12 protein-coding genes and 1 pseudogene are annotated in these 13,775 nt (G+C 71.2%); 8 read left to right on the forward strand and 5 right to left on the reverse strand.

What is annotated here, in order from left to right; genetic code table 11:
• The first annotated feature begins 101 nt into the window (after positions 1 to 101).
• Both FB457_RS34195 and FB457_RS34200 read left to right on the forward strand, forming a co-directional pair.
• A complete protein-coding gene (locus FB457_RS34195; protein ID WP_145784570.1) occupies positions 102 to 341 on the forward strand; it encodes an antitoxin MazE7 in 240 nt (79 codons plus the stop codon).
• A gap of 3 nt (positions 342 to 344) precedes the next feature.
• Positions 345 to 737 (forward strand): toxin Doc, encoded by a 393-nt coding sequence (locus FB457_RS34200; RefSeq protein WP_145784571.1) that lies wholly within the window; start codon positions 345 to 347, stop codon positions 735 to 737.
• Between the two features lie 147 nt (positions 738 to 884).
• Here the strand turns inward: FB457_RS34200 and FB457_RS34205 are convergent, their stop codons facing one another.
• On the reverse strand, positions 885 to 1,667 hold the full coding sequence (locus tag FB457_RS34205) for an aminoglycoside phosphotransferase family protein (RefSeq protein WP_145784573.1): 783 nt from the start codon (positions 1,665 to 1,667) through the stop codon (positions 885 to 887).
• Positions 1,668 to 1,877: 210 nt separating this feature from the next.
• Here FB457_RS34205 and FB457_RS34210 point away from each other — a divergent pair, with 210 nt between their 5' ends.
• Both FB457_RS34210 and FB457_RS34215 read left to right on the forward strand, forming a co-directional pair.
• Positions 1,878 to 2,444 (forward strand): hypothetical protein, encoded by a 567-nt coding sequence (locus FB457_RS34210; protein ID WP_145784576.1) that lies wholly within the window; start codon positions 1,878 to 1,880, stop codon positions 2,442 to 2,444.
• A gap of 667 nt (positions 2,445 to 3,111) precedes the next feature.
• Positions 3,112 to 3,723, forward strand: a complete 612-nt coding sequence (locus tag FB457_RS34215; protein WP_145784578.1) for a hypothetical protein — start codon at positions 3,112 to 3,114, stop codon at positions 3,721 to 3,723.
• Between the two features lie 160 nt (positions 3,724 to 3,883).
• Here the strand turns inward: FB457_RS34215 and FB457_RS34220 are convergent, their stop codons facing one another.
• The 4 genes from FB457_RS34220 to FB457_RS34235 form a co-directional block, all read right to left on the reverse strand.
• Entirely contained in the window at positions 3,884 to 4,264 is a 381-nt protein-coding gene (locus FB457_RS34220; protein WP_145784580.1) for a PIN domain-containing protein, read from the reverse strand.
• Positions 4,261 to 4,542 (reverse strand): hypothetical protein, encoded by a 282-nt coding sequence (locus tag FB457_RS34225; protein WP_145784582.1) that lies wholly within the window; start codon positions 4,540 to 4,542, stop codon positions 4,261 to 4,263. The genes FB457_RS34220 and FB457_RS34225 overlap by 4 nt, the downstream gene beginning before the upstream one ends.
• Positions 4,543 to 4,612: 70 nt before the next feature.
• Entirely contained in the window at positions 4,613 to 5,926 is a 1,314-nt protein-coding gene (locus FB457_RS34230) for a hypothetical protein (RefSeq protein ID WP_145784584.1), read from the reverse strand.
• Positions 5,926 to 10,233: an SNF2-related protein gene (locus FB457_RS34235; protein WP_145784586.1), complete on the reverse strand. Its 4,308-nt coding sequence runs from the start codon at positions 10,231 to 10,233 to the stop codon at positions 5,926 to 5,928. The genes FB457_RS34230 and FB457_RS34235 overlap by 1 nt, the downstream gene beginning before the upstream one ends.
• A 1,150-nt stretch (positions 10,234 to 11,383) precedes the next feature.
• Here FB457_RS34235 and FB457_RS34240 point away from each other — a divergent pair.
• From FB457_RS34240 to FB457_RS34255, 4 genes and pseudogenes are all read left to right on the forward strand, one after another.
• Entirely contained in the window at positions 11,384 to 11,884 is a 501-nt protein-coding gene (locus FB457_RS34240; RefSeq protein ID WP_486589258.1) for a MarR family transcriptional regulator, read from the forward strand.
• The gene (locus FB457_RS34245; protein ID WP_145784590.1) at positions 11,881 to 12,261 is read left to right on the forward strand and encodes a MarR family transcriptional regulator; all 381 of its coding nucleotides are present in this window, start codon (positions 11,881 to 11,883) and stop codon (positions 12,259 to 12,261) included. Before FB457_RS34240 ends, FB457_RS34245 begins: the two co-directional genes overlap by 4 nt.
• A 294-nt stretch (positions 12,262 to 12,555) precedes the next feature.
• Positions 12,556 to 13,479, forward strand: a pseudogene (locus FB457_RS34250) (transposase); the annotation flags it as partial.
• A 65-nt stretch (positions 13,480 to 13,544) separates the two neighbouring features.
• Positions 13,545 to 13,775 (forward strand): transposase (locus tag FB457_RS34255; RefSeq protein WP_145784592.1); only part of this gene is annotated, 231 nt, incomplete at its 3' end.

Raw genomic sequence — 13,775 nt, forward strand, 5'->3', positions numbered from 1 at the left:
CACAGGGAACCGTCCAGGGGACTGGGCGCGGATCTGGTGGTGCACCAGGCCCCGGACAGCAGAGGTATTCCTGGCAGGGTTCTGTTCCGTATACTCGCGCCATGGCTGACACGACAGTGAAGATCAGTACCGAGACGCGGGACCGGCTGCAGGCGCTCGCCGCCTCCCGGGGGATGAGTATCCGGAGCCTGGTCGAGCAACTCGCCGCGGAGGCGGAGACACAGCAAGCCCTGGGCCGGGCGACGGAGGCGTTCCGTGCCGCCGTGGAACGGCCCGGCTTCGCCGACGGCTTCGACCGCGACTTCGGCGCGCCTGCGCCCAGTACCTCGCGGGCGGCTTGATCCGTGGAACTACTGATCGACCACCGGTGGCTGCTGGACCGGCAGGAGGACCTGCTCGGCAAGGAACTGGGGGTGACCGACTACTCGGGGTTCGTGGCCGCGGTGGCGCGGCACCGGGTGAACACCCCGCGGCTGGGCGTCGACCCCGATGCGTACTGGCGGGCCGCCGCCCTGCTGGACTCGCTCGTGCTGCTGCGGCCGCTGCCGGCCCGCACCGAGTTCTTCGCGTACGGCGTCACCGTGGCGTACATCGAGGCCTCGGGGGAGAACGTGGAGGCGTCGTACGAGCAGTGGCGGGATCTGATCAACGATATCCGGGCGCTGCGGCTGGACGTGTACGACATCGCGGACCGGCTGCGGTCCTGGCGGACCGGGACGGGGCCACGGGCGCGGTGAGGACGCGGCGGCCCGCCCCGGGGGGTAGGCCGCCAGCAGATCGGCGTACCCGGACGAGCGGACCCGCGGTTCACGACGATCTGGTCCAGTGAATCCGACAGTTCGAGATGTCGTTCGATGCCGGGAGCCAGGCACGGCACTGATGCCTCAGACAGCGAGCAGAACCTGCATCCACTGGGCTTCGCGTTGTTCGATGTATTCGGCGTCGTTTCGCCAGGCGTCACCGTGGCCTTCAGCCCACAGCCTTGCCCAGGGTTGGGCTCCTTGGGCTGCCTGGTCGCGCAGGAAGTCGTGCATGGAACGCGTGCGGCGCCCCAGCACAGGGACCAACCGACGACGCTCGGACTCGGCGAGACCGTAGGCGTCGGCGAAGACTCGCAGTCGGTCCGCCGCGTCCGGGCTCTGCCAGTCCGGATGCGCGGACAGCGGGATGAACCCGTGAAGGGCATATGCGACATCCCACAGGCGCGAGCCGGGACCTGCAGCGTCCCAGTCGATGAAGGCCCACCGCGCCTCACCTGCGACCACGAGGTTCCAGGGGGCCAAGTCGTTATGGGCGATGATCTCACTGTCCTCAGCGGGGATCAGCGTCTGCCACTGCGCATCGGACGGCGGCGTGAAGTCCTGCACGGCGTCGTGGAAGTCCCGGATCAGCCGTGCAACGCGCGCCAGTCGTCGAGCGGGTTCCATCAGTGAGAACCGGTCGGGCCAGACCACATCTCCGGGCATGAAGGTCAGGACCTCGCGTCCCTGATCGTCGATGCCGAGTGGGCGAGGCGCCGCGCCGAATCCCGCCTCATGCAGGTGGGCAAGCAGGGCATGCACAGCGGGAGTCCATGGTCCGGCCGGACGGCGAACTGTGTCCCCAACGCGAACGACACCATCGCTGACGTTGCCGCCGGACAGAGGCTCTTCATCATCGTGCCGCATCGAACCAGTGTGTCGGAGCAGCCCGTCATGATCACCCCATTAAGGGGGAGCGTGAGAGTCGGGACGGAGGTTAAAGGACAAGCTGAGTGGCTGTTTCGAACCCTTCCTCCATAGCGGCAGATGCGCTGCTGTGGGTCTGCAACACTGATCCGTAGCGGTGCCGTGCTCGTTACCTCCTGAAGTGACCGTCGTGTGGCAGCATGACTGGTCATGAAAGAGGTGACGTTGGAAGCCTTTGTGCCCTCCCCGCCGCTAACACACCCGGACGACATCGTTCCTGGTGATGACCCCCGCTTGTCACTGCTTCCCGACGAGATTGAGGCGGTGAAGGGGATTGCTCTGCGGCGTGTGCCGAGCATCGTGACCATACTCCATCAAGACATGGCCTTTCGCCTTGCGGAGCTTGCGCCCATCCCGGTAGAGGGCGATGCGCGAGCCGTGTGGCTGCGCCGGCTCGACGCAGCGACACACGAGGTGTGGATCAATTTGACCGCCGAGAGGCGGCTGTACCGGAAGTTGGCAAATTCCTATGAGACCTGCGACTGGAAGATGCTGCTATTCTCGCTCACGGGTAATCCATGGGAAGAGGAATTCCCCGGATATCTGCCGCGCGCGGAGTACGAAACGCTGCAGGCGATTAGGAACGCCTACCAGCAGCGGAAGGACGCTACTCTGCGGGAGGTCGCAGGCCTCTTCAAGAGGCATCAGAACTCGACTGATCCCTCACCCTCAGCGAGAGACATCGCTGACGTCTTGCACTCTTCATCGGGTCCCTGAGCCGACCCCGGTGTGCGAATACTTCTCGCGCAGCAGACGGCGCCTTTTCGCTACGCACTCGCTCACTTGCTGGAGACGGGGCCACCGGCCGCAAGCCCCGCACGCCGAGCTGCCGGACCCGTGGGCGCTCCGCGTCGACAGGCCGTAGCCGCGGGCCCGGCCACGGTCACCGCCGCGGGCTCGACGGCTTGAACTCACCCGACCAGCAGCGCGGTGGCGACCGCGCCGCGGCACCGCGAGCGCGGGTGCCGCGGTGCCGTGCCGAGGACGACAGGAGGCATCCGTCCGGGTGGCCCGGCCCCAAGGACCGCGGCGCCTCATCCGTTGGCTCGTTGAACGAAGCATGAGCAAGCAGCAGAAAGGGCGTCGGCACCGCACGGTCAACCGCACGCCCCGCCCCGCGGCCCCGGCACCGTCCGCCGGCGCGAGCCGAGCCGCATCGTGCAACAGCAAGCTGTTGCCGCCCAGCATGCCGAACCGGTCGACGCCTGAGCCTGTGACGCCGAAGTGATCCACGCAGCTCGGCCGCTCTGGGCTACCACCTAGACCGTTGAACGCCTCGATACGACGCCGCCGGCAGCAGGCGACGGCACTCCGACCGGCAGTTGACCCGACGAGCCGTGGGCGCGGCAGAATCGGGATGGTGGGGACGGACATCCGGGGATTCGTGGAGTGTCGCACGTGGGGTCCTGGCCTGGCCGTCGGGGAGACGGCGTGGTATCCGGCCATCGAGCTGTCGATGCTGGGCGTGACCAGGGACTATGAGGCTTTCGCCTGCCTGTTCGGCGTCCGGGACCTCAGTGGCCACTGGCGGCCGGTCAGTTCCGGCCGGGGCCTGCCCGCCGACGTGTCGGAGGAGGTCCGCACGAAGCACGCGTCGTGGGGTGAGGCCGCGTTCGGCGCCACCTGGCTGGATTGGAACGAAGTCCTCGCCATCGACTGGGACGAGCCGGCGATCCCCCGGGCAACCACCGTCGCCCGCTACCGCCGACTGCCGGACGGCGCACTGGAGTTGCGGCACCGGGACGACTGGAGCCGCGGGTTCGCGCGGGCCAGCGGCATCGACACCCGGGCCGTCGATCCGGACCGCGTCGGTGAGCTGTGGGACGAGGGCACGGAATGGGATGTCGGCACCTTGGTCTTCCGCGTCGAACGCGCACGGCGGCGCGATGCCGTACCCGCCGACGGCTTGTGGCAGCCGGTGTGGACCGTCATGCGCACCCTCGCCGATGTCCACGGCGACCGGAACGTCCGCCTGGCCGTGTGGTTCGAGGAGTAGCCCCGAGTACCACGGCTTCATGCCTGAGGCGGGTGGGATGGGCTCGGTGACCGCGAACCGGGCCGCCCCGGTCAAGCGATGCTCACGGCTACGCCTGGGACGCTCGGCCTGAAAGCGTCTGTACACCGGGCGGCTCACACCGCCCAGCACAGCGCCACGCCTACGAGGGAGGGCCGGGATCGATCGGGGTGATCGGGGTGGTGTCGTACAGGCCGGGTTCCAGGGACAGCACGGGCCTGCCGTCCGGCCAGGGACCCGAGGGCAGGCTCATGGCGACAGCCTGGCCGATCCGCCAGTCGCGGGACACGGCCCCGGCTGCGAGCGCCTCGTCCGCGCCGAACGGTTCGATGGTGAACAGCTCACGCGAGCGGATGTAATCCCCGACGCCGCGGCGGTCGCGTTGGGCGGCGTACAGCGACAGCGCCGGCACATGCAGACTGCCGTGCCCGCGGCCGGCTTCGACGTACAGCCCGAGCAGAACGGGGTGGGCCTGGTGCAGAGCGAGCAGCGCCGTGTGGTCCAGGACGACGGCGACGTTCACGCAGCAGCGCCCCGCTGTCCGGCACCGGGGTGAGCAGCGATGCGCTCCCACAGCGCCCGGCCGGCGGCCTGGTCCTCCGGTGTCACGGTGACCCCGAGCGTCGACTCCAGGTCCGCCTTGGCCCGGTGAGCTCGCTCTTCCAGTTCCGCTTCGGTCAGCGTCGCGCCAGCCAGTTCCTCGACCAGCTCACCCATCGTCATGCCCCGCTCGGCGGCCAGCTTCCGTAGCCGGTCGCGGGTCGCCCTGGTCGTCTGGATCGTCGTGTTATCCGTCGCCATAGTGACACTATAGTGCCGCGTCGGGGGTCTGGTCTCGCCCTTGGTACTCCGGGCTCGTGCGGTGACCGGTTCAGCGGCGGGCGCGGAGTGCGGCTTTGTAGCTGGTGGCGGGGTTGGGGGCGTGGCCGGGGACGGGTTGCCAGTCCTCCAGCCAGAAGGTGTAGGGGTACCAGTGGCCGGAGGGGCTGTGGCGGAGCTGGACGCGGGCGGCGGCGTCGGTGAGCCGGTGGTGGTCGCGCTCCAGCGGGGCGGTGGGGGCGGGGCGCAGCGGTTGGATCGCCTGCTCGGCGGCGGCCAGGACGTCGGGGTCGGTGGGCTGGTCGTAGGCGGTGACGTAGGCGCCCTCGGGGCCGCCGTGCTGGAACGCGACGATGAGATGGCGTAGCTGGCGGCCGGTCAGGTGGAAGCGGCCGGCGGCTTCGGTGGCGGCGTCGGCGGGCAGCCCGGTGTCGTAGGTGGCGAGCAGCCGTACGGCGTCGATGAGCGGATCGCCGTGCTCGCCCGGGGGCGCGGCGGGGTCGTCGAGGAGGGCCGCGGCGCGGGCGGCGGCGTCCTCGGCGAGCAGCCGCAGGGCCGGTGCCGGCGGTGCGGGGGAGGGGGGTTCGTCGAGTTCGGTGAGCAGCGGGCGCCGGACCGGCGGCGCGAGCTTCGGCGGCGGCCGGTGTCCGTTGGCGGCCCAGTTGTCGAAGACCTGCTGCGCCGGCACACCCGCGGTCGCCTCCCCGGTGATGCTGTCGACCGCTACGGGCGGCTGCCCGGCGGGGTGTTCCGCGGCGGCGGGGGGCGGGGCCGACGGCTCGGTGGTGCTCGGCGCAGAGGGCGGTTCGAGAGCTCCGGGTACGAGGGCGTGGGCGGCCAGGCGCACTTGGGTGCGGAAGCGGCGCTGGGTGCGGCCGCGGTAGGTGAGCAGAACGCCGGGGGTGGTCTTCGCGTGTTCGGCCAGGGCGTAGCCGAGGGCGGCGGTGTGGGCGCAGCGGCCGGCGCTCGGGCAGGTGCAGTTGACGGTGAGCTGGTCGGCTTGGGGGAGGAGCGGCACGCCCCCGGTGCGGCTCGGATCAGCGAGCGGTGCGGGGAGTCGGCCGTCGAGGACCTCCTCGGCCAGCTTCGTCCCGGCGAGCGCCGTGGCCGCCTGCTGCCATTGGGTGGGGGTCAGGGTCGGGGTGCTGAGTGTGGGGCGGATGACTGAGGTGGAGGTGGGCAGGGAGATGCGGGTCGAGGCCAGCGAGGCGTGGACGGTGGGCCGTTCGAGCGCGCCGGAGGCTAGCAAGGCGCGTCCGGCGGTGAGGAGTTCGCGGTCGGTGACGAACTGCTCGAAGGCCGTGGTGAAGGCCGCGGCCCAGCCATCGTCGGTGCGCGGGGTGCCGGCGGCGGAGGGCAGGGCCATCAGGACAGGCTCCCCAAAGAGATGAGGTCGGCGAGTTCGGTGTCGGTGAGGTCGCCCAGTGCCGCTTCGCCGGTGGTGAGCACGGCCTGGCCCAGGGCACGTTTCGCGGCCAGCAGCGCGGCGATCCGGTCCTCGACGGTGTTCTCGGTGGCGAGCTGGTGGACGTTGACGGTGTGCCGCTGGCCGATGCGGTGGGCGCGGTCGGTGGCCTGGTCCTCGATGGCGGGGTTCCAGGGGCGGTCGTAGTGGATGACGTGGCTGGCGCGGGTGAGGTTCAGCCCGGTGCCGCCGGCCCGGATGGACAGCACGAAACAGCGGCTGCGGCCCGACTGGAAGGCGTCGATCATCGCGGTGCGCTGCGCGGTGGGTGTCTTACCCCGCAGGAACAGCGGGTCGTGGCCGCGGGCCGTCAGGTGCGCGGTGAGCAGCTCGCCCATCTCGACGTAGCTGGTGAAGATCAGAGCGGCCTCGTCGCGGGCGGTGATGGCGGCCATGAGTTCGTCCAGGGCCGTCAGCTTCGCGGAGCGCGCGGCGAACCGGGCCGCGCCGCCGGGGCCGGGGTGGGGCTGCTTGGTGTAGTGGTCGGGGTGGTTGCAGATCTGCCGCAGCGCGGTGAGGAGCTTGACGACCAGGCCGCGGCGGGCGATGCCGGACGCGTCCGCGATAGCGGCCATAGTCTCGCGCGCGGCCGCCTCATACAGGCCGGTCTGCTCGGGGGTGAGCTGCACGATCCGCTCGTGGAGCAGCTTGTCGGGCAACTCGGGGGCGATCGCCGGGTCGGACTTGGACCGGCGCAGCACGAACGGTGCGGTCAGCGCGGCGAGCTGGCGGGCGGCGGCGCTCGCGGTGTCCTTCTCGGCGGCGCGGGCGTAGCGGGTCCGGAAGCCGGCGGGGGTGCCGAACAGGCCCGGGTTCGTCCAGTCCAGCAGAGCCCACAGGTCGCCAAGGCCGTTCTCCACCGGCGTGCCGGTGATCGCCACGCGGGTGGCGGCGGGAAGCTCGCGCAGCCGGCGGGCGGCTGCGGTGCGCGGGTTCTTCGCGTGCTGCGCCTCATCAGCGAGCACCAGGTCCCAGCCGGTGCCGGTCAGCGTCGCAGCGTCGCGCTGCAGGAGCTGATAGGTGGTGATCACCATGGTGTCGGGGGTGAGGCCGTCAAGGGTGCGGCCGGGGCCGTGGTAGCGGATCACGGGGGTGGTGGGGGAGAAGCGGGCGATCTCCCTGGCCCAGTTGGTGACCAGGGAGGCGGGGCACACCACCAGCGTCGGCCGGTCGGCGGCGGGGCGGCGGTGGAGGTGCAGCGCGATCGCCGTGATCGTTTTGCCCAGGCCCATGTCGTCGGCGAGGACCGCGCCGAACCCGAGATCGGTGAGGCTCGCCAGCCACGCCAGCCCGCGGTGCTGGTAGTCCCGCAGCTCGGCCTTCAGCCCCGCCGGTACAGGCACCGTACGAGCCTGGCCGGTGCGCAGTTGGTCGAGGGTGGAGGCCAGTTGCCCTTCGGCGCGGCAGGGATAGCTGTGTCCGTCGACGGTGACGGTGCCGGTCAGCGCGGCGGCCAGGGCCTGCGGCGCCGACAGGCCGTCCAGACCGGTGTGGCGGGCGCGGGCGGCGGTCGCCTGGTCGACCAGCATCCACCGGCCGCGCATGCGGATCAGCGGCCGGGCGGCCTCGGCGAGCCGGTTCAGCTCTTCCTCGTCGAGCGCCACCCCGTCGATCGCCATCTGCCAGCGGAAGTCGATGAGCTGGTCGAGACCGAGGCGGCCGTCGATCGTGGTGTGGGTGCCGACGACGGTGCCGCAGGTGATCGCACGGCCCAGGCCCTTCGGCCAGCGCACCGTCAGGCGCCGTGCGACCAGCTCGTCCACCGTGTCCTCGTCGAGCAGCCCGGCCGCCTCCCCCAAGGTGAGGTCCAGCCGGTTCGGTACCGGGGCGGCGGCGAGCCGGGCCAGCGGCGCCCAGGCCTCGGCCGCCTGGCGCAGCATCCGCCGCACCCGCGCCGTCTCCCCGGGATCAACGCCCGGGGCGCCGGCCGGCACCGCAGGCCCGTCCCATCTGTGCCGCACGAGGAGCTCGACGCCGAGGAGCCCGTCCCAGACCCCCTCCTCGTCGCCCGGCAGCACCACCGCCAGGACCAGTTCGGGCGGCGGCCCGGACTCCAGCGCGTCGGCCACCCGGTCGCACCACGGCTGCAGCACGTGCGCCGGCCGGGGGGCGGCGGCGTACGCCGTGTCGCCGAACAGCGCGGCGGCGCCGGAGGAGCGGCCGAGTGCGTCGGCCAGGTCGTTCCACAGCCCGGCCACCGCGTCAGCGGCGGCCGGGACCGTCAGCGCCCCGCGGTCGAGGAGCACGTTATGCGCCTGCGGCGGCAGCGCCGCGGCCATCCGCGCAACTTCCCCGGCCGGCGCCCGCAGCAGCCACCGGTCACACCCGTCCTGGCCCAGCCCCGGGACCAGGCCCCCGGCCGCGATCAGCTCCAGGCCGCGGCGTGCAACCGCCCGCCACGCGACCGCCGACGGGTGCATCCCCTCCACCGGCGCCGACAGCAGCAACCGGCCCGCTACGAGGACCTCGTCGAGCTCCCACCCGGCAAGTGCCGCCGCCCGCACCCCGTGCTGCGGGCCGTCGACGGCAAGATCCCACCGCGCGGGCCGCAGCGGCGGCGCCGCGTGCGCGCCGGGCGACGCGCCTTCCGGCCGGTACAGCAGCATGCGCCCGGGCCCGCCGCCGGTGCCCGGACGGTAGGTGACCGCGCATCCGCCCGCTACCGCCTCCGCGGCCGCCGCCATCCCCGCCACCGTCTCCACCGCCGGCGCGGGCCGCACGCCTGGCACCGGACTCACCGCTGGCGCCGGGGCAGGGCGCGGTGCCGGGGCCGGCGGGGCTTCGCCGCCCGTACGGGCGGACACAGCGCGCCGTGAGGCAGGCACGCGATCCGGTGACGGAGCCGACAGCGCGGCCCCCTCCGGCGCCTGCCGCCGTAAACCCGCCGCGGACAGCGCGGACTGCAGCCGCGGCTGCAGTTTGTTCAGCAGCGCCGCCGAGGCCTGAACCCGGGCGTCGGCCTTCGACTTCCCCCGCCCGTGCGCGGTGACCACTTCTTCGCCGTCCACGCGGCAACTGGCCTCGCAGGAGAAGCCGGCGTGCCCTGCTTTGCTGCGCGGGGGAAGCCCTGTGACCTCCCACAACGGATCCGTGATGATCTCCCGCATCTTCAGCTCGTTGATCACCTGCAGCGGGTTCTTCCCGGATGTCAGGTCCACAGGGCGTGGCGGGGAATCCGGCTCGTCGGCAACCTGCGGCGCCGGCTCCTCCAACCCCAGCAGCCGGGCCAGCACGGAGGCCGCCGCGTTGTGGCGGGCGGTCTTCCGGCCCCGGGCCACCTGCGGGCCCCCGGTGACCAGCCGCCCGCCAGCCTGCCACTCCGCGACCACGGTGTGCTGCCCCGAGGCGGCGTCGAAATCATCCCGCGTGTAGCGCAGCGGCCCGCCCCCGCCACTGTCCGCCAGCCGCGCCAGCAATCCGGCCGGCGCGCCGCGGATGCGCGCGACGTCGGCGAGCACAGCCTGCTGCACGCGAGTCCACCCCGGGCCGGTCGCTGCGCACAGCACGAGCCGCTGGTGCGTGGCGTTCAACTGCGCGCGCTCCGCCCGGCCCAGCAGTTCCGTCTCCAACTGCGGCCCCGGCTCCGCCTCTTGAAGGCGCCGCTGCAGCAACGCGGAGAACGCCTCGACGCCCAGCCCGGGACCGCCGCGCCCGCCGGCCCGCGGCAAGGGCAGCGCAGAGGTCCCGCGGCTCAGCGGATCCGCCACGCCCGCGAGGTGCGCTAGCAGGCTCAAGGATGCCCGCTCGCGCGCCTCGCGCTTCGACCGGCCACGTCGCGTCGGACCCTGCACCTCCCAGCCCGGCAGACCGATCCGCGCGCAGGCCTCGAACACCGCTGCCGTCGAAGCGACGTCCACCTCGCGGAACGCCAGGGCCGGCCACCGCTCCAACTGCGTGTGCAGCGTCAGGATCTCGCGGGCGAGGGGAATCCGCTCCGCCACCGTGCCGGTCAGGACCGCCTCGCGCAACGAGCGCCAGTGGCGGTCGCCGTCGCCGACGACCAAGAGCACCAGTCGCAACTGGCGGGTCGACAACTCACCGGCTTCGGCCTGGCCTCGCACCTGGTGCACCAGGGCCGCATCAGGCCCGGCCAGCACCGCTTCCTGCAGCGTGCCGTCCAGGACGGTTGCCGCGCCTGGCGTGCCGGGCGCATGCGCCGCGTCCGGCTCCAGGCTGATCATCTGACCGGGGCGAGGCTGTACTGCCAAGATCAACTCCCTCTGACGCCGTCCCGCACGCATTCTCCAACGGCACGCTGACACCGCCCTCGACGGCACGCTGCGACTCCAACGAACGGCTGGCCTTCGGCCGCAGCAACGAGCGCGGCCTCACGGGCGGCACGGTCCGGTATCACCGCACGCTGGAGGAAGGACGAGGTCGTCGACGACGGCATGGTGCCCTGCTGGCGTCTGTCCGCCCTGACGCCCCGCCGGGCCCCCGGCCGAGCACGGCGACCCGCTCATCGACGCCGTACGGCTGCTAGCCACCTACGACACCGGGCTGCCCACCGACGCCGCCACCAAAGCCGCCGACCGCTTCCACCTCACCGGCCGCCAGCGCCTGGTGCTGCTCGTGCTCGTCGACGACACCGGCAAAGTCGCCGAGGCCCACTCCTCAGCGACGATCAACCCAAGGCGTACCGCCGAGCCGACTTCCCGCGCGTAGCCGCACCGCCTTCACCCCGACCTTCGCCCACGGCAGCACCTGCTACGGCACAGACATCGCCCACTACGTAGACGCTGCCCAGGACACCCTCCCACCTGACCGACGCCCGCCGACCTGGCCAACCCCGGGTACACCCCGGCAGCAGTACCGGGGGGATGCACCTCACGGCTTGCTCATTACGGTCGCCTCGCTTACCTGCGGTAGGCCCCATCCGGGGGCAACTGCCCAGGGAGGGCCCTCCGGGGCCCGACCGGTCAAGCGCGCAGGCCGCGAAGCGGTCGAGCACTTGAGGGCAGGCGGCAGCGCGGCAGGTCCAGCGCTGCCGGGGCGCTGGCGAGGGGTTCGGGGGCGAGGAGCCCCCGACGCCGCCCGCAGGGCGGCGGTTCGGCCCCCTGGGGCCGACGAGACGCTGCCGCAGCCCGTGGGTGCTTCTGGACCCTGTATAGAGAGGAGATTGGTGTTTGCGCAGGTCAGGCGCTGTATGGAGTGGACGAAAGCGTGATTGGAGTTACGGATTTGCTCACTGCGATTGCCTATAGGCAACTGGTTGCTGGGGTTGGAGCGCGACACGTTGCCGACGTGACTTGCCTATAGGCAATCGGTGAGTAGGGTGGTGACACTCCGGTTGCCTATAGGCAACCGGGTGACGTGGAGAGGAGGGAAATGGAGCGACGGAGGCCAGCACGGCACAGCGTGGCGGACGTACGGACGGGCGAAGTCCTGCAACTGGAGCTGTTGGGCGAAGACGCGCTGGGCGCGCTCAGCAAGCCGCCTGTTGCAGTGCGATACGACTGGCGGCCCTACCCGGGGCGGCACGTCAACGTAGCGAAAGCGCTGATGGCGCGGGTCTGGCACAAGGACAGCGGCTACACCCAGAACGACCGGGACATTCTCGGCTTCTTCCTGGCGCACGCACCGGAAGCCAGCGACCCGCTGCGCATGACGTTCAAGGAGATCAGTCAGCTCCTGGGTCTCCGGCAGGACACCGTACGCAAGTCGGTTGAGCGCCTGCACGCTGGCGGCCTGCTGCTGGAGAAGGAGAAGATCGGCCGGGTCCGGTTCTTCGCGGTGAACCCCAGGGCCGCCTTCGACGGCTCGGCGACCTCCCAGGTGGAAGCCACGAAGGTCGCGCGCCACCCGGTGGTCCCCGCGCCGGCCGCGCCCAGAAGGAAGTCGACAAGGAAGGCATCGTGACCTCTCCCGCTGATGAGCAGATGGAACTGCCGGTCACGGCCGCGCTGATGCACGAGATGCTTACGCAGACCGCCGAGCGGCCCGGTGCGGACTTCCGCGTGCTGACGTACTACGTGACCGCGGCCCCGCTGGGGAACACGATCCGGCGGACCGCCAAGGAGATCGCGCAGGAGCTGAAGCTTTCACCCGGCAGCGTGTCGAAGAGCATCAAGCGCCTGCTCGTCGACGGATGGCTGCAGGTCGCGTACACCGTGGGCAGCGTGAGCTTCTACAAGGCCGGGCCGAAGGTGATGAACCTGGCGGTGGCCGACATCGAGGACTTGCCGCTGGCTCAGGTGCACCACCTGCCGGTGCCCGCAGCTACCGACGCCGAGTAGTCCTGCGCAGACCGCATCCGCGTCCGTCACGCTTCGGCCACTGTCAGTGTGTTCGAGGCATCGTCGGCCGGTGGCTCGGCGCCGAGAGGCCACCCCCGTCGACATCGTCGACCAGGACGACGAGCAGCTCGCGCTCGACGCCCTGCCGACGTCCTGAGCTTGTTCTTTTTCTTCCACCCTCGAACGGCGGCTCGAACTGCGTCGCTCACCTGGGCATTCGTCGGACGTGAGGGCGGCCTTCGCTTGATCCTGTGCTCCGTCACAGAGATACGGGATCAACCGAAGGCCGTTGTCATGAGTGTGGTGTGCCGCGATGTCCGGCGTGAAGCGTTCGCGGAAGCGTCACGCTTCCGGGGCGAGTTCTACGAGTGTCCGACTGCCCGGCGGGATGAGTTGTTCGAACTCACCGACGCGCTGCTGTGTGTCGACGGGCCGGTCACCTCGCCGGTGGATCTGACGATGGTGCCCGAGCACCGGCGTGGGCACGGCGCGTTGTACGGAGCTCTCAACAGGGGCGGGATCGACGTTGAGAGGCTGCGGACCCTGCTCGCCGGGCTGCCGTTGCCCCGGTTCGAGAGCGGGCGCCTGGTGCTGGCGGTCGACGTGTCGCCGTGGCTGCGCTCGGACGCGCCGTGCTCGGCAGACCGGTTGTTCTGCCACGTCTATGGCCGGGCGAAGTCCGCGTCCCAGTTCATCCCGGGCTGGCCGTACTCCTTCGTCGCCGTCCTCGAACCGGGAGCCACCTCGTGGACATCGATCCTGGACGTGGTCCGGCTCGGGCCCGAAGACGATGCGACCGCCGTCACCGCCGCCCAGCTCCGTGCCGTGGCCGAGCGGCTCATCTCAGCTGGCCAGTGGACGCCCGGTGACCCGGACATCACGATCGTCATGGACGCGGGTTACGACGTCACCCGCCTGGCCTGGGTCCTGCGGGATCTTCCTGTCGAGCTGGTCGGACGGATCCGCAGTGACCGGGTGATGCGGCTGCCGAAGCCCTCGCCCGAGGAGTACTCCCTGGCCTATCCCCAGGGCGGGCGACCGCCGAAGCACGGCAAGGAGTTCCGCTTCGCTAAACCCGAGACCTGGCCCGAGGCGGCGATCACCACCATCACCGACACCGCCAACTACGGCAAGGCCGAAGCCCAGGCATGGGACCGGGTCCACCCGAGGCTGACCCACCGTTCGGCCTGGCTGGAGCACGACGGTGAACTTGAGCTGCACCCTGTTTCGTAGCGTCCCTGAAGCCAGGTCTATGATCTTGGCGTAAGGAGACACACGAGCAAGTGCCAGCACCACGGAAGTACCCCGACGAGCTCCGCGAGCGCGCCGTCCGCGAGGTCCGCACCAGCGGACGCCCAGTCGCGCACGTCGCGAAGGACCTGGGCATCCATAAGGAAGCCCTGCGGCTGTGGGTCCGCCAGGCCGAGGCGGACGGCGGTGACCGCGACGACCGTCCGACCACGGCCGAGCGCGAGGAGCTGAAACAACTCCGCAAGGAGAACGCCGAGTTGAGG

Source organism: Streptomyces sp. CNZ287 (genome assembly GCF_007827615.1).